General features: G+C 65.7%; 7 protein-coding genes. 6 read left to right on the forward strand and 1 reads right to left on the reverse strand.

The features are described 5' to 3' along the window. Nucleotides 1-244 precede the first annotated feature (244 nt). The 6 genes from HG421_RS12825 (at nt 245) to HG421_RS12850 (ending at nt 14,824) form a co-directional block, all read left to right on the forward strand. Nucleotides 245-2,659, forward strand: a complete 2,415-nt coding sequence (locus HG421_RS12825) for a family 20 glycosylhydrolase (RefSeq protein WP_343204216.1) — start codon at nt 245-247, stop codon at nt 2,657-2,659. 21 nt (nt 2,660-2,680) lie between these two features. Beyond that, complete coding sequence (locus tag HG421_RS12830) at nt 2,681-5,380, forward strand: beta-mannosidase (RefSeq protein WP_169706704.1); 2,700 nt, start codon at nt 2,681-2,683, stop codon at nt 5,378-5,380. A 378-nt stretch (nt 5,381-5,758) separates the two neighbouring features. Further along, the gene (locus HG421_RS12835) at nt 5,759-8,419 is read left to right on the forward strand and encodes a glycoside hydrolase family 3 C-terminal domain-containing protein (protein WP_169706705.1); all 2,661 of its coding nucleotides are present in this window, start codon (nt 5,759-5,761) and stop codon (nt 8,417-8,419) included. Between the two features lie 362 nt (nt 8,420-8,781). Next, nucleotides 8,782-10,242, forward strand: coding sequence for a glycoside hydrolase family 125 protein (locus HG421_RS12840; protein WP_169706706.1), 1,461 nt, complete (start codon nt 8,782-8,784; stop codon nt 10,240-10,242). A 137-nt stretch (nt 10,243-10,379) separates the two neighbouring features. After that, entirely contained in the window at nt 10,380-12,722 is a 2,343-nt protein-coding gene (locus HG421_RS12845; RefSeq protein WP_169706707.1) for a GH92 family glycosyl hydrolase, read from the forward strand. A gap of 266 nt (nt 12,723-12,988) precedes the next feature. Continuing rightward, entirely contained in the window at nt 12,989-14,824 is a 1,836-nt protein-coding gene (locus tag HG421_RS12850; protein WP_169706708.1) for a glycoside hydrolase family 35 protein, read from the forward strand. A gap of 195 nt (nt 14,825-15,019) precedes the next feature. Here the strand turns inward: HG421_RS12850 and xopK are convergent, their stop codons facing one another. After that, nucleotides 15,020-17,593, reverse strand: coding sequence for a type III secretion system effector XopK (gene xopK / locus HG421_RS12855; protein ID WP_282434616.1), 2,574 nt, complete (start codon nt 17,591-17,593; stop codon nt 15,020-15,022). Nucleotides 17,594-17,634: the final 41 nt, after the last annotated feature.

The following is a 17,634-nucleotide window of genomic DNA, read 5'->3' on the forward strand; positions in this document are numbered from 1 at the left end:
GCGGCCAGGCATCGCTGGCGTGTGGCACTGCACGATGCGTCTGCCCTACCCCGCTGCGTCGGTGTCTTGTCGCAGTGCCCCGCTCTCCGCCATATCGGGATGTGAATGCATGATGGTCAACACCAGCCGGACTCCACACACACCATTGTCGAGAGTGCTGTGGCTGGACACGTCGCCATCGGGCACACCCTTATCGAGTACGCCCTTATCGAGCATGTCTGCATCGCGCACGCGGTCATTGGGCATGCTGTCAGCAGGCAGGCTGCCGTCGCGCCTGCTTGCGTTGTCGCTGGTCGCGCTGATGCTGGCCGGCTGCGGCAAACGCGAAGCCGGCACTGCACCGGCGGTGGCACGTGCAGGCGCCGTAGCGGCCGCACCATCGACCGATGCACCACTCCCCCTGATTCCAGCACCGGTCCAGGCGACGCCTGCGGCCGGTCGTTTCACCATCGACACCGGCACCGTGATTTCGATCGAAGCCGGCGACGCCGATGCGCGGCGCAGTGCGGAGTATCTGGCCGGCCTGCTCAAGCGCACCCGCGGGCTGAGGTTGGAAGTGCGTGCCGAGGCCACGCCTTCGCCGGCCAGCATCCGCCTGGAACGTCACGCGCAGGCACCGGTGAGGCAGAAGGAAGGCTACAGCCTGGACGTGACTGCCAAAGGCATCCGCATCGCTGCGCGCGACGGTGCCGGGCTGTTCTATGGCGCAATCAGTGCCTGGCAGTTGATGACCCCGGATGCGCGCAAGGGCGCGGTGGCCGTGCCCGGCGTCAGTATTGTCGACTGGCCGCGCTTTGGCTGGCGCGGCCAGCATCTGGACGTGGCCCGCCACTTCCACGACGTGGACACCGTCAAGCATGTGCTCGATACGATGGCTCTGCACAAGCTCAACGTGCTGCATTGGCATCTGACCGACGACCAGGGTTGGCGCATCGAGATCAAGCGCTATCCCAAGCTCACCGAGGTCGGTGCCTGGCGCACTCCGCCGGGTGCCGGCAGACACGGCACGCCGGAGCGCTCCGGTGGTTTTTATACGCAGGAGCAAATCAGCGAAATCGTCGCGTATGCGGCGCGCCTGCACATCACCGTGCTGCCCGAGCTGGACATGCCCGGCCATGCGCAGGCAGCCGTTGCTGCCTATCCCGAAGAGGTGGGCGTGCCTGGCGTGCGCACCCAGGTGGGTGTGGACTGGGGCGTCAACCCGTATCTGTTCAACACCAGCGAGCGCAGCCTGAGCTTCATCACCAACGTGCTGGACGAAGTGCTGACCTTGTTCCCGTCCACTTATATCCACATCGGTGGCGATGAGGCGGTCAAGGATCAATGGGAAGCCTCGCCTGCGGTACGCGCGCAGATGCGCAAGCTGGGCGTCAAGGACGCGCATGCGATGCAAGGCTGGTTCAACGAACAACTGGCGCAGTATCTGACCGCGCACGGCCGGCGCATGATCGGCTGGGACGAGATTCTGGAAGGCGGCGTGCCGGCCAGTGCGTCGGTGATGTCCTGGCGTGGCGTCGAAGGTGCCGTGACTGCAGCAAGGCAAGGCCACGATGTGGTGCTCGCGCCGGGCGACTGGCTGTATCTGGACAACCTGCAGACCAGCCGCAGCGACGAACCGAACGGTCGCTTGACCGTGTTGCCGTTGTCCAAGGTCTACGCCTTCGACCCGGTACCAGCCGAGCTCAGCGCCGATCAGGCCCGGCACGTGCTGGGCGCGCAGGGTGCGTTGTGGTCCGAATACATTCCCTCGCGCTGGCATGTGGACCACGCGCTGTTCCCGCGGTTGTCTGCGGTGGCGGAAGTGACCTGGTCGCCGCCGGCGGCACGCAACTGGAACAGCTTTCTGGCACGCATGCCGGCACAGCTGCAGCGCTACAAGGCACTGGGCATCGATTACAGCGATGGCGCCTTCGCCGCCGATATCGCCCTGGAAACTGGCCCCAACCCGGTACTCGCCGGCGGCCCGGCCAAGGTGGCGCTGAGCACGCAGGCTGGGGCGGGCATGCTGCACTACACTACCGACGGCAGCGATCCCACGCCGGCATCGCCGCGCTACGAGGCGCCGTTTACGATCACCCTGCCGACCACGGTCAAGGCCACCGCATTCGCCGCCAACGGCGTGCCGCTTGCCGCCACGCGCAGCCGCACCTTCGACCGCGCCTCGCTGTTGCACGTGGACACGCAAGGCCTGCGCGATTGCGTGGCGCAGGGCGCGCTCGGCCTGCGCCTGCCGTTGTTGCCGGAAATGACCGGCGCCGACACGCCGGTCTACAACGTCGATCTGTTCCATGCCTGCCGGCTGTATCCGCAGGCACGGCTGGATGGCGTCGGTGCGATCCGCATCGAGGCCGCGCGCCTGCCCAACAACTTCGGTCTGGCGCATGAGCAATCCAAGGTAGTGCAGTACCCGGCCAGGACCCGCGGCGGCGAGCTGGAAGTGCGCCAGGGCTGCGACGGCGAACTGATCGCCAGCGTGCAGCTGCCCAGGAGCGACACCCTGGGCGAACAATTCACCCTGGAAACGCCGCTGCCCGCACGCACCGGCACCCACGATCTGTGCCTGCGCTTCACCGCGCCGATTCGCGGCCCGTTGTATGCCATCGGCGCCGTCCAACTGATTGAAACCACCGCGCAGGCGCCCCCCGCCGCCACGCGCTGACCCATCCAAGGAGACTCACCCATGCCCCTGTCGCACCGCACTGCCCCCGCACTGTCCCTGCTCACACCCGCACGTCTCGGGCTTGCCCTGACCTTTGCACTTTCGCAGGCCTGGGCGGCACCGCCGACGGCAGTGAATCTGGACAGCGGCTGGCAGGTGCGCCTGGTGCCGGGGCAGGAACAGGCCAAGACCTATCCCAAGGCCGCGAGCTGGATGCCGGCGCAGGTGCCGGGCGTGGTGCAGACCGACCTGATCGCCGCCAAGGTGGTGCCGGACCCGTTCCTGCGCGACAACGAGGGCAAGATCCAGTGGGCGGGCTTAAGCGACTGGCAGTACCAGACCCGCTTCAACGTGGATGCGGCCACACTCAAGCGCGAGCACGTGGAGCTGGTGTTCGATGGCCTGGACACGCTGGCCGAGGTCACCCTCAACGGCAAGACGCTGCTCAGCGCCGACAACATGTTCCGGCAATGGCGGGTGGACGCCAAGCCGCTGCTCAAGCGCGGCGACAATGTGCTGGAAATCACCTTCCTTTCGCCGATCAAGAAGATCCAGCCGTGGCTGGCCAAGCAGCCGTATGCGCTGCCGGGCGCCTACGATTCGGCATTCGGCGATGAGCCCGATGGCCGCCACAGCTCCACCTATGTGCGCAAGGCGCCGTATAGCTACGGCTGGGACTGGGGCCCGCGCATGGTCAATGCCGGCATCTGGAAGGATGTGCGCGTGGAAGCCTGGGATGCGCTGCGTGTGGACGGGCTGCATATCGCCCAGCAACGCGTCGACGCGGACGCTGCGCAGTTGCAGGCGCAGCTGGAACTGCAGGCCGGGCGCAGCGGGCCGGTGCAGGTGACGCTGGAGGTGCTGGGCCCGGATGGGCAGAAGGTGGGCCAATTTACCCAGGACGCGGTGGTCGACCCGGGCCAGAACCGCATCGACCTGGCCGTGCGCATCGCCAAGCCCAAGCGCTGGTTTCCGGCCGGCTATGGCGCGCAGGACCGCTACACCTTTGTCGCCAGCGTGCGCGATGCCGATGGCGACAGCCAGCAGATCAAGCGCGTCACCGGCCTGCGTTCGGTGGAACTGCGGCGCGAAAAAGACACCTGGGGCAAGAGCATGGAGATCGTGATCAACGGCATCCCGATCTTCGCCAAGGGCGCCAACCTGATTCCGCTGGATGCCTTCCCCTCGCGCGTCACCGCCGAGCGCATGCGCAGCACCTTGCAGGATGCGCGCGATGCCAACATGAACATGCTGCGCATGTGGGGCGGCGGGCATTACCAGGACGACCACTTCTACGAGGTTGCCGACGAGCTGGGCATCATGATCTGGCAGGACTTCATGTTCGGCGGCGCAGTGCCGCCGTATGACGTGGAATTCCGCGAGAACACGCGGCAGGAGGCGATCGAACAGGTCAAGCGGCTGCGCGATCACCCCAGCGTGGTGCTCTGGTGTGGCAACAACGAAGTGCAGACCGGCTGGGAAAACTGGGGCGACCGGGTCAAGTTCAAGCAATCGCTGGACCCGGAAGAACGCAGCCGCATCGAGCGCGGCATGACCACCTTGTTCGGCACCGTGTTCCGCGAAGTGGTGGCCACCTACGACAGCGACGTGCCGTACTGGGCCACCTCGCCGGGCACCAATTTCGATGGCGCCGCCGACCAGGCCAATGACGGCGACATGCACTACTGGAAGGTGTGGGGCGGCCCGGCCCTGCCGGTCACCGAATACCTCAACGTCACCCCGCGCTTCATGTCCGAATACGGCCTGCAGTCGTTCCCGGACATGCGCACCGTGCGCGTGTTCGCCGACGCGGCCGACATGGACCCGGAATCGCCGGTGATGCGCGCGCACCAGAAGTTCGACAAGGGCAATGGCAACAAGCGGCTGATGCTGTACATCCGCCGCGAATTCGGCGAGCCCAAGGATTTCGAGAGCTTCGTCTACCTGAGCCAGTTGATGCAGGCCGAAGGCATCAACCTGGCCGCCTCGCACCTGCGCGCCTCGCGTCCGCAGTCGATGGGCTCGCTGTACTGGCAGCTCAACGATGTGTGGCCGGGCGCGTCGTGGTCCAGCGTGGATTACTACGGCCGCTGGAAGGCGCTGCAGTATCACGCGCGCCGCTTCTATGCACCGGAAATGATCGCCGCGCTGCGCAACGACAAGGGCCAGACCGAGGTCTCGCTGGTCTCCGATCGCACCACCGCCTTGAATGCACGCTGGCGCATGCAGGTGATGGGCATGGACGGCAAGGTGCTGAGCAAGCGTGAGCAGAAGGCCACGGTCAAGCCGCTCAGCAGCCTGCAGGTGGGCAACTTCAGCGATGCGCAATTGCTGGGCAAGGCCGACCCCAAGCGCAGCTATGCGGTGTTCGAGTTGCTGGAGGGCGACACGCGGCTGTCGCGTGAAGTGGTGTTCTTCGCACCGGCCAAGCAGCTCGCGTTGCCAACCGCAACGATCGACAGCCAGTGGCGCGCCGATGGCGATGGCTATGCGCTGACCCTGACCAGCAATACGCTGGCGCGCGAGGTGTGGCTGTCGTTCGGCGACCTGGAGGTGACCGTGGCCGATAACTCCTTCGACCTGCTGCCGGGCGAACCGCTGACGCTGCACGTGTCCAGCAAGCTGCCGATGGCGCAGGTGCAGTCTGCGCTGCAGGTGCGCGATTTGGGAGCGACGCTGGCAGGCGCTCCGCCGGAGCCGGAGGCAGCGGCGGCGAAATGAGCGGCAGAAAGGCCCTCATCCGCCCTTCGGGCACCTTCTCCCGCCAGGCGGGAGAAGGACGTGATATCCGGCCATGCCTGCCCTCTCCCGCATGCCTACCCTCTCCCGCATGCCTGGCCTCTCCCGCATGCGAGCCATTTGCCACATGCGTGCCCTTGTTCTCGTTCGCACGGCTTCGTCCCGCATTGGGTGTCCTTCTCCCGCTGGCGGGAGAAGGTGCCCCGCAGGGGCGGATGAGGGCCCGCCGCAGGACCAGCAACACTCATTACACCAATGGCGCGCAGGACACCGCCGCACAGCAACCCAACCTCGCCGCAGCCGCTGCGGCAACACCAGAACAACACCTGGCGGATCTTTCCGCTGCGCAGGAGTGAATCGATGTCATCCGTGTTTGTCTCGCGTCTTGCCCTGGCACTGGGCCTGAGCCTTGGCCTGCCCTGTATCGCCCTCGCCGCGGCCGCCGACCGCAGCGGCACGCCCGAACAGCGCGCCGCCGCGCTGGTGGCGCAGATGAGCCGCGAGGAAAAGCTCGCCCAGGCGATGAACGATGCGCCGGCGATTCCGCGCCTGGGCATTCCCGCCTACGAATGGTGGAGCGAAGGCCTGCACGGCATCGCGCGCAATGGCTACGCCACGGTGTTTCCGCAGGCCATTGGCCTGGCGGCAAGCTGGAACCCCACACTGATGCAGCAGGTGGGCACCGTCGTCTCCACCGAGGCGCGTGCCAAGTTCAACCAGGCCGGCGCTCCCGGCAAGGACCACCCTCGTTACGCCGGGCTGACCATCTGGTCGCCCAACATCAACATCTTCCGCGACCCGCGCTGGGGCCGCGGCATGGAAACCTACGGCGAAGACCCGTTTCTCACCGGGCAGCTCGCAGTGGGTTTCATTCGCGGCCTGCAGGGCGAGGACCTGAGCCACCCACGCACGATCGCCACGCCCAAGCACATCGCCGTGCACAGCGGCCCGGAGCCGGGCCGGCATGGTTTCGACGTGGATGTGTCGCCACGCGACGTGGAAGCGACCTATACGCCCGCGTTCCGCGCTGCGCTGGTCGAGGGACAGGCCGGCTCGGTGATGTGCGCCTACAACTCGCTGCACGGCACCCCGGCGTGCGCGGCCGACTGGCTGCTCAATGGCCGCGTGCGTGGCGATTGGGGCTTCAAGGGCTTTGTGGTGTCCGACTGCGATGCGGTGGACGATATGACCCAGTTCCACTATTTCCGCCCCGACAATGCCGGCTCGTCGGCCGCCGCACTCAAGGCCGGTCACGATCTCAATTGCGGGCATGCCTATCGCGACCTCGGCACGGCGATCGAACGCGGCGAAGTGGACGAAGCCCTGCTCGATCAATCGCTGGTGCGGCTGTTCGCCGCCCGCTACCGCCTGGGCGAACTGGAAGCCCCACGCAAGGACCCGTACGCGCGGCTGGGCGCCAAGGACATCGACACCCGCGCCAACCGTGCATTGGCCCTGCAGGCTGCCGCAGAATCGATCGTGCTGCTGAAGAACGCCGATGCCACGCTGCCGCTGAAGGCCGGTACGCGGCTGGCGGTACTCGGCCCCAACGCCGATGCATTGGCCGCGCTGGAGGCCAACTACCAGGGCACCTCCGCGCAGCCTGTGACCCCGCTGCTGGGCCTGCGCACGCGTTTCGGCGCGCAGCAGGTGCGCTACGCACAGGGCGCGCCGCTAGCCGCCGGCGTGCCGGGCATGATTCCGGAGACCGCCCTGCGCAGCGACGGCAAGCCGGGACTGCGTGGCGAATATTTCGACAACGTGGACATGACCGGCGCGGCGCGCGTGGTGCGGCAAGACCGCGTGGTGAGCTTCAACTGGGACCAAGTCGCCCCGGCAAAGGGCGTGCCGGCCGATCGCTACGCAGTGCGCTGGAGTGGCGAACTGCTGCCGCCAGGCCCCGGCGACTACACGTTGGCAGTGCGCGTGGCGCGCTGCTTCGACTGCACCGGACACGACCCGGTGCGGCTGTACATCGACGACAAGCTGGTGGTTGCCGGCAACGCCGAAGACAAGCACGTGCCGGCCGGCATGCACAACGCCGATGGCCGCAACGTGGAAACCGTGCTGCACTTCGACGATACGCGCCCGCGCAAGATCCGCCTGGAGATGGAACACCGCGGCCAGGACCAGGGGGTGCGCCTGGAATGGCTGGCACCGGCCGCCGCGCAACTGGCCGAGGCCGAGCAGGCAGTGGCGCAGGCCGATGCGGTGGTGGCCTTCGTCGGGCTGTCGCCGGATGTGGAAGGCGAAGAGTTGCGGATTGATGTGCCCGGCTTCGACGGCGGCGACCGCAACGACATCGCCCTGCCCGCCCCGCAGCAAGCGCTGCTCGAACGGGCAAAGGCCTCCGGCAAACCGCTGGTGGTGGTGTTGATGAGCGGCAGCGCGGTGGCGATGAACTGGGCCAAGCAGCACGCCGATGCGATCGTGGCGGCGTGGTACCCGGGCCAGTCCGGCGGCACCGCCATCGCGCGTGCGCTGGCTGGCGATGACAACCCCGGCGGGCGCCTGCCAGTGACGTTCTACCGCTCCACCAAGGACCTGCCGCCGTACGTCAGCTACGACATGAAGGGCCGCACCTATCGTTACTTCAAGGGCGAGCCGCTGTTTCCGTTCGGCTATGGCCTCAGTTACACCAGTTTTGCCTACGACGCGCCGCAGTTGTCCAGCACCACGCTGCGGGCCGGCACCACGCTGCAGGTGACCACCACCGTGCGCAATACCGGCACGCGTGCCGGCGATGAGGTGGCGCAGGTGTATCTGCAATACCCGGACCGCCCGCAGTCGCCGTTGCGCAGCCTGGTCGGATTCCGGCGCGTGCATCTCAAACCGGGCCAAGCGCGTGAGCTGACCTTCCAGCTGGATGCACGCGCCTTGAGCGATGTGGACCGCAGCGGCCAGCGCGCGGTGGAAGCCGGCGACTACACGTTGTTCGTTGGCGGCGGGCAGCCCGGCACTGGCGCGCCCGGCGCCGCAGCGGCGTTGACGATCCAGGGGCGTTCGCCGCTACCGAAATGATCGACGCGGCCACCACCGCCAGCAGACATCGGCAGCGATGCGCACCGCTCGACCAAGCCCAGTGAGGCAGCGGCCGACTCCGAACGCCTGGCAGGCGAGCGCGCATCGACCTCGCCGGGGTGGATCGCCTGTGCCATGCGCGCGCATGTCCAGCTGTGCATGGTCGGCATATGCAACCTGCCGAAGCAGGAGCGAGACCGCACCGGATTGTGCGGGCGCACTATGCATCTGCGTTGCACACGTTGTATGGTCATCCGGAATTGGTCATGCATAGGTCTCATCGCCACCGTTGCGCTCCCGCGGCGTCCGGCGCCGATCTTCACGCGTGCGATTGCCAAGTAAACCCACGGAGTCTTGAGGTCATGCACACCCGTCGCGACATCCTTCAACTGCTCGGTGCCGGCGCGGGCGCCAGCATGCTCGCCAGCGCCCTGCCCGCCTTTGCGGCGGCATCCACCCCTGGCACCCGCGGCGTCGGTGGCTTCGTCAGCAAGCGTCCGCCCAGGGCGCAGCGCCGCTTTGTCAGCAAGGCGGTCGAGCAGCAGATCGCGCAGATCAGCGCGCGCATCGCCGACCCCGAACTGGCCTGGCTGTTCGAGAACTGCTATCCCAACACGCTGGACACCACGGTGGAGACCGGCACCCGCAACGGCAAGCCGGACACCTTCGTCATCACCGGCGACATCCATGCGATGTGGCTGCGCGATTCCTCCGCCCAGGTGCACCCCTACGTGCCGCTGGCCAAGCGTGACCCCGCCTTGCGGCGCATGTTCCATGGCCTGATCCAGCGCCAGGCCGCCTGCATCAGACTCGATCCGTACGCCAACGCGTTCCTGCCCGATGGCCAGACCCAGCGCCTGAAGTGGTCGCTCAACGACATCACCGAAATGAAACCCGGCGTGGGCGAGCGCAAGTGGGAAATCGACTCGCTGTGCTATCCGATCCGCATCGCGCACGAATACTGGCGCGCCACCGGCGATACCGCACCGTTCGACGATGACTGGCGCGAGGCGATGCACGTGGTGGTACGCACCTTCCGCGAGCAGCAGCGCAAGGACAACCGCGGCCCGTACGTGTTCCAGCGCCCCTCGCCGCTGGCCACCGAAACCCTGGTGCTGGAAGGCTACGGCCAGCCGACCAAACCCAACGGCATGATCCATTCGATGTTCCGCCCGTCCGACGATGCCTGCGTCTTCCCGCTGTTCGTGCCGGCCAACCTGTTTGCGGTGGCCTCGCTGCGGCAGCTGGCCACGATGACCACCGCCTTGCATCGCGACGCAGGGTTTGCCGCCGAATGCACCGCACTGGCCGATGAAGTGGAAACCGCCACGCGCCAGTTCGGCCAGCAACGCGACAGCGATGGCCAAGCGTATTGGGCGTTCGAAGTGGATGGCTTCGGCAACCAGTTGTTTATCGACGACGCCAACGCGCCGGGCCTGCTCAGCCTGGCCTACCTGGGCTGCTGCGACCGCGCCGACCCGGTGTTCCTGCGCACCCGCCAGCTGGCGTGGAGCGAGCGCAACCCGTATTTCTCGCGCGGCACCGCTGCCGAGGGCGTGGGCAGCCCGCACAGCGGCATAGGCACCATCTGGCCGATGTCGATCATTCAGTACGCGCTGGTCAGCGACGACGACGCGCAACTGCGCCAATGCCTGCAGTGGCTCAAGACCACCCACGCCGGCACCGGCTTCATGCACGAGGCCTTCCACAAGGACAACCCGAGCACCTTTACCCGTGACTGGTTTGCCTGGGCCAACACCTTGTTCGGCGAATTGATCATCGACCTGTCCCAACGCAAACCCCAACTGCTGCGTAGTAGCTGATTGTCCGAAACGCCGGATCCTCTCTTTCCCGGCGGAACGACACAGCACTTGATCTTCCCTTCTCCCGCCGGGAGAAGGTGCCCGAAGGGCGGATATGGGTGCCCCGGCATCGGCCCGCAAACTCCGAGACCAGACACATGGCAACACGACGCGGTTTTCTCCAAGGCGCCATCGCCGCAGCATTGTTTAGCAGCGTGGGCCTGCCCTGCCTGGCGCGTGCGCGCGCTGGCAATTACGCGCTACCGGCCGATGCGCGCACGCGCGCCGATCTCACCCGGCATGTGGATGTCTTCATCGGTACCGGCGGTCATGGCCACACGTTCCCCGGCGCGACGTTGCCGTTCGGCATGGTGCAACTGAGCCCGGACACCTACAACGCGGTGTGGGATTCGTGCTCGGGCTATCACGAGTCCGATGGTTCGATCATGGGTTTCTCGCACACCCATCTGTCCGGCACCGGGATCGGCGACATGTTGGATTTCCTGCTGGTGCCGGCCACCGGCGAGGTCAAACTGGTGCCCGGCCCGCTCGACAACCCGGATGCCGGCTACCGCTCGCGTTACGACCATAGCGATGAAGCCGCCTCGCCCGGCTATTACCGCGTGCGTCTGAAGGACAGCGGCGTGCATGCCGAGCTCACCGCCACCGCGCGCGCCGGCCTGCACCGCTACCACTTCCCCAAGGGCAAGCCGGCGCATGTGCTGCTGGACCTGTGCCACGGCATGCAGGACAAGCCCGGCATCGCAACCCGCGTCAGCGATGCACAGCTGCGCGTGGTCGACACGCAAACACTGACTGGCGGCCGTCGTGTCTATCAATGGGCCAAGGGGCGCTACATCTACTTCGCCATGCGCCTGTCGCGGCCATTCGCCAGCGTGCAGCTGTACGACGAAGATCAAGCGCTGCCCGCCGGCACGCACAGCCGCGACGGCACCCACCTCAAGGCCGCGCTGCACTTCCCCGATGCCTCCCAGGCGCCATTGCTGATCAAGGTCGGCATCTCCGCGGTCAGCGCCGACAACGCGCTGGCCAACCTGGACGCCGAACTGCCGGACTTCGACTTCACGCGCGTGCATGCACAGGCGGTGGCCGCCTGGGAAAAGGAACTGGCCCGCGTCCGCATCGACACCGACGACGAAGCACAACGGCGCATCTTCTACACCGGGCTGTATCACAGCCTGCTGGCGCCAACGTTGTTCAGCGACGTGGACAACCGCTACCGCGGCATGGACCTGCAGATCCACACCGCGCCGAAGGGCTACCACAACTACAGCACCTACTCGCTGTGGGACACCTACCGCGCCGCGCATCCGCTGCTCACCCTGGTGCAGCCCGAGCGCGTGCCTGATCTGGTGCAATGCCTGGTACGCGGGGCCAACGAATGCCCGGACGGCGTAGGCATCTGGCCGCTGCAAGGCGTGGAAACCGGCTGCATGATCGGCTACCACTCCGCGGTGGTGCTGGCCGAAGCGCACGCCAAGGGCTTTACCGGCATCGACTACAAGGCCGCGTGGCCGGCGTACCGCAAACGCGCCATGGACGACACCACCCATGGCCTGGGGTATTACCGCACGCTCGGCTACATCCCCGCCGACAAGGTGGACGAAGCGGTCAGCCGCACCCTCGAATACGCCTACGACGACTGGGCCTGCGCGCACCTAGCACAGGCCGCCGGTGCCACTGAGGATGCACGCGCATTGCGCGCACGCTCGCGCAACTACCGCAACGTGTTCAACCGCGACAGTGGCTTCGTGCAGGCGCGGCTTGCCGATGGCAGCTGGGCCACACCGTTCGACCCGCGCGGCATGGGGCATATGGCCAAGTGGCGCGATTTCACCGAATCCAATGCCTGGCAGGCCACCTTCCTCAATCAGCACGACCTGTACGGCTACATGGACTTGTACGGCGGCCGCGAGGGTTTCGTCGCCAAACTGGACGAGCTGTTTTCCACCAGCTCCGACCTGCCGGCCGATGCGCCGCCGGATATCGACGGCCTGGTCGGCCAGTACGCGCACGGCAACGAGCCCAGCCATCACGTGGCGTATCTGTTCGCCTACGCAGGCCAACCGTATAAAACCCAGGCGATGGTGCGCCGCTTGCTGCGCGAGCAATACCACGACGCGCGCAACGGGCTGTCCGGCAATGAAGACTGCGGGCAGATGAGCGCGTGGTTCGTGCTCAGCGCGCTGGGCCTGTATGCGGTGGACCCGGTCAGCGGCAACTACGTGCTCGGCAGCCCGTTGTTCAAACGCGCCACGCTGGACGTGGGCAACGGCCGCAGCCTGCGCATCGTGGCCAAGGACAACAGCGCGCAGAACGTCTATGTGCAAGCGCTGACCTTCAACGGCAAATCGCTTACCCGCGCCTGGCTGCGTCACACCGAGCTGGCTGCCGGCGGCACGCTGGAATTTGCGATGGGCCCCAAGCCGAACCCGGCCTTCGGCGCAGACAAGAAGGATCTGCCACCGTCGTTCGCGTAACGCAAGTGCACCGCTGCCGAACGCACCCGCAAGCGGTATTGCTCTTCCTTCTCCGCAAGCGGCATTGCTCTTCCTTCTCCCGCAAGCGGGTATTGCTCATCCTTCTCCCGCAAGCGGGAATTGCTCTTTCCTTCTCCCGCAAGCGGGAATTGCTCTTCCTTCTCCCGCAAGCGGGAGAAGGTGCCCGCAGGGCGGATGAGGGCAGAACGCAAACACCAGCGCCCCCATCCACCCGCACCACCGGCCCCACCTACATCGAGACCTCCATGCTGCGTACCACTCTTGCTCCCCTGGTCCTGGCCCTGGCGCTCGCGCTGCCCGCCGCCGCTGCTACGCCCGAGTCCTGGCCCGCCTTCGCCACCCAGGGCACGCAGTTCGTGCGCGATGGCAAGCCGTACCAGATCCTGTCCGGGGCCATCCATTTCCAGCGCATTCCGCGCGCTTACTGGAAGGATCGCCTGCAGAAAGCACGCGCACTCGGCTTGAACACGGTGGAAACCTACGTGTTCTGGAATCTGGTCGAACCGCAGCAAGGCCAGTTCGATTTCTCCGCCAACAACGACGTCGCCGCCTTCGTCAGGGAAGCCGCCGCACAAGGCCTCAACGTCATCCTGCGCCCGGGCCCCTACGCCTGCGCCGAATGGGAAGCCGGCGGGTATCCGGCCTGGCTGTTCGGCAAGGACAACATCCGCGTGCGCAGCCGCGACCCGCGCTTTCTGGCCGCCAGCCAGGCCTATCTGGACGCGGTGGCAAAACAGGTGCAACCGCTGCTCAACCACAATGGCGGCCCGATCATCGCAGTGCAGGTGGAGAACGAATACGGCTCCTACGATGACGACCACGCCTACATGGCCGACAACCGCGCCATGTTCGTCAAGGCCGGCTTCGACAAGGCCTTGCTGTTCACCTCGGACGGTGCGGACATGCTCGTCAATGGCACCCTGCCCGACACCCTGGCAGTGGTGAATTTCGCGCCAGGCGAGGCGAAGAGCGCGTTCGACAAACTGATCAAGTTCCGCCCCGAGCAACCGCGCATGGTCGGCGAATACTGGGCCGGCTGGTTCGATCATTGGGGCACGCCGCACGCCAGCACCGATGCCAAGCAACAGACCGAAGAACTGGAGTGGATCCTGCGCCAGGGACATTCGGCCAACCTCTACATGTTCATCGGCGGCACCAGTTTCGGCTTCATGAATGGTGCCAACTTCCAGGGCAATCCCAGCGACCATTACGCGCCGCAGACCACCAGCTACGACTACGACGCCATCCTCGACGAAGCCGGCCGCCCCACGCCCAAGTTCGCACTGATGCGCGATGCCATCGCCCGCGTCACCGGCGTGCAACCGCCCGCGCTGCCGGCACCGATTGCGATGGCCGCACTGCCGGACACCCAACTGCGCGAATCGGCATCGCTATGGGACAACCTGCCCGCGCCGATCGCCATCGACACCCCGCAGCCGATGGAACACTTCGGCCAGGACTACGGCTACATCCTCTACCGCACCACCATCACCGGCCCGCGCAAGGGGGCGCTGTATCTGGGCGAGGTGCGCGACGTAGCACGCGTCTATGTCGATCAAACGCCGGTCGGCAGCGTCGAACGCCGGCTGCAGCAGGTCTCCACCGAGGTGGACATTCCGGCTGGCCAGCACACGCTGGATGTCCTGGTCGAAAACAGCGGCCGCATCAACTACGGCCCGCGCATGGCCGACGGCCGTGCCGGCCTGGTCGACCCGGTACTGCTGGACAACCAACAACTCACCGGCTGGCAGGCCTTCCCGCTGCCGATGCGCTCACCCGACAGCCTGCGCGGCTGGACCCGCAAGCCGGTGCAAGGCCCCGCCTTCCACCGCGGCAACCTGCGCATCGGCACCCCCACCGACACCTATCTGGACATGCGCGCCTTCGGCAAGGGCATCGCCTGGGTCAATGGCGTCAACCTGGGCCGCCACTGGTCCATCGGGCCGCAGACCGCGCTGTATTTCCCAGCGCCGTTCCAGCGCAAGGGCGACAACACCGTGGTGGTGTTCGACCTGGACAACACCGCCAAGCCGAGCGTGCGCGGCCTGCAGCAGCAGGTGTGGATCACGCCGACGAAATAACATCGGCCAGGAAACCACCGCGCTCATCGTCAGGCGGGCATGGCGTTCGCTACGAATCGGTACCTACCGCTCCTACGCTGCGGCTATGAGCGCCCGCCCGCATACACTGAAGACTGCTCGCCACGTTTTGTCAGCCCCCCCCGGCCGTGGCGCCAGGTGCATCCCACTGGCAACGACGCCACGGCTGCTGATCGCTCAAGAGCTGAATGACGCCGTTGCCGCTGCCTCAGCCTCTTCACGAATGCGCGCGGCCTGCATTTCGGTGGCCAGCAACGTACCGCGTACGTCGGTAGTGTGCCGCCTGGCCTGCTTCATGCAGAAATGCGCAAAGCCCGCACTTCCTGGCTGCGGCGTGATCGCGTTTGCGGTCAACGCACCGATCAGGCGCTGTTGCAACCCCTGCATCCTATTTTCTGCTCGGCGGATTTCTCTAATGTCCGCGCTTGCCAGTTCCTTGTTTGCCATGTCCAGTTCTTCCAACATCAGGCTGACGGATCGCAACTGAAATTCTTCGCGCTCACGCGCTTCATGCAGTTGCGTGGACAGGCGTTCCTGCGCCTGCCTAGCCGTGGTGGCTATGGTTTGCGTGTGGTGGATTGCACCACCTGCAGCATCCACCGCCGGCAGTTCCACCCGCAACCGTAGCTTTGCTTCTAGATATTTCTTTTGTAACTCAAGGCAGGATTGCATGTACGCAATCTGCGGCTTGACCGAGCCTGGCGTTTGCAGCCACTGACCCAACGCTGTTTCGGTCAACGTATCGGTATGTTTTGCATAGCTTCGCGCTGCTTTTTCGCCAGCCACGCGAGGTTTGCCGGTGAGCACTGCTCGCCCGTAGGTCGCCCCTGCAAAAAACGCTGCCTTGGCTCGCTTCGCAAGCGAGGACGGGTGAGCCGCCTGACCCGTTGCTGGGCTCTGATCGGTAGAGCGAGGCACTGCCCGATAGCGTTTGTTCATATCGCTGGCGCAGGCCTGCAAGAGCTCTTCCCGTGCTTTTTCCTGACCGTCGATACAGGCGTACAGGGCGCTGCGCAATTCAAATCCATGCTGCGAAACGGCAGCAGTTGCGTCCATCACCGACGACGCGTCGTCGGCTGCAGGCGATATCCGGCTCTTCGCTACCGACTGGGCAGTCACTGCGTGCCCGGCTGAGTCGGGCATGACGTGGTCAGACACCTGCGGGTCGCCAGCATCGGTGGTTACGACGGTATCCGAGGCTTCTTCCCGGGTACGGTCACTGACGGGCGGTGCGCCATACGGGTCCTCTCCACCCGCTACAGCAGCGAGGCCCGCCTCGGTCGCGGGCAGCAGGTCGGCCACGGCAAGCGATGCCCGATCCACGCCGGGAAGGTCTGCAGTCTCGTACTTGCGATAGCGTTTTTGCTTGCCATGCGCCAGCAGGAACTGGTGTCCACCAACCCCCATTGTCACCGCACCCAGCAGACCGGCACCGACCACCAAACCCGTGCCCACGGGCCCGGCCACGGTGGCTGCACCAAGCAAGACTGCGGTACTGACTCCGGCTTTGGTCAAGGTGCTGGCCGTGTAGGTGACGCCGCCAACGACAAAGCCCTTGTTCCAGTTGTTGAAGCTGCCGGCGAATCCGCTGCGCTGGGCCAGCTTGATGCTCAAGAAGTGCTGGTAGCGTTGCGCGCCTGGGCTGAGCTCGCCCGGTTCCAGGTGTTGCAGGAAGTCTTCCACACGCGCCACATCGGCAACCACGCGTTTTTTTTCCTTGCGTGACTGGTGCAGGAACGTACCGCCCAGTGCGGTGGCAGCGACGCTTGCCAGCGGAGCCAACACGAATGTGCCGGCAATACCGGCCGCCGACGCGGCGCCTGCGGCGGCGGTGCTGTGGCCGATCAAGCCAGCAGCATTTGCGTTCTTGGCCCCGAGTGCCAGCCCGCCCTGGATGCCGAGCTCTGTCGTGGCCTTGGTAAAGATCACGCCTGCAGACGCCATTGAGGTCATCGCGATGGCGCCATCACGTGCGTTGCGCTGCTGTTGGTAAGCGACGGTATCGATCGCTTCGCTCAAGGCATGGATCTGAGCGCCTGCAACTGCACCCAATGGGCCGCTCCCAAACGCAGGTCGCAGCAACGCCCTCTCCGACTCCAGTTGACGTTTGCGTTGCCGCAGCGCACCGCGTTGTTCAGTCACTTCGCGGGTTTCCTTGTAAGCGGCATAGATCGCAAGGCCAGAGAGCGGCAGCATGGCACCACTGATGCCCAAGCTCATTGCCAGATCGGCAACGCCTCCGGGCGCCCCCTCTTCAGCCAGGGTGTGCATGATGCTCTCGTGCGCTTCAGGCTCGATCGGATGCGCATCCATAGGGTGCTCCGCGCCGTTACCAGGCTGAGTCTGATGGTCTGCCGGCAGTGCCGTGTGATCGCCCGGCGTGTGCTCGTGGGAATGCGCAGGTTGGTCGGCTTCCGGAGAATGTTCCGGTTCGCCCGAGTTGGGCAATTCAGCGATCAGTTCCGCCGTATTGTCTGCAGTGCCATGCAGTGGATCGGCAAGATACTTGGCCACCACGAATGCATCGTACACTGCCTCTGCTTCCTGAATTTCGGCCATGACGTCTCCGCCGGTGTGCCTCCCGGACGCGTGCACGGAAGAGGAATTTTTCCTATGCAAACGTTGTCTTAACGATCCCAGCCCCATGGGCCAGCCATTGGGAGCGGGGAGATCTTCAACTGAAACAGGTGCCTCTGGAGCGGGCGAAAAAGACGAACCAACATGACGGCTGATGTGTGGCTGGATGCGCATAGCTTCAGACTCCTCATACGTGACGCGGGGAGGCTACGCCT

It is taken from the genome of Xanthomonas campestris pv. badrii, assembly GCF_012848175.1.
Classification (GTDB): Bacteria; Pseudomonadota; Gammaproteobacteria; order Xanthomonadales; family Xanthomonadaceae; genus Xanthomonas; species Xanthomonas campestris_C.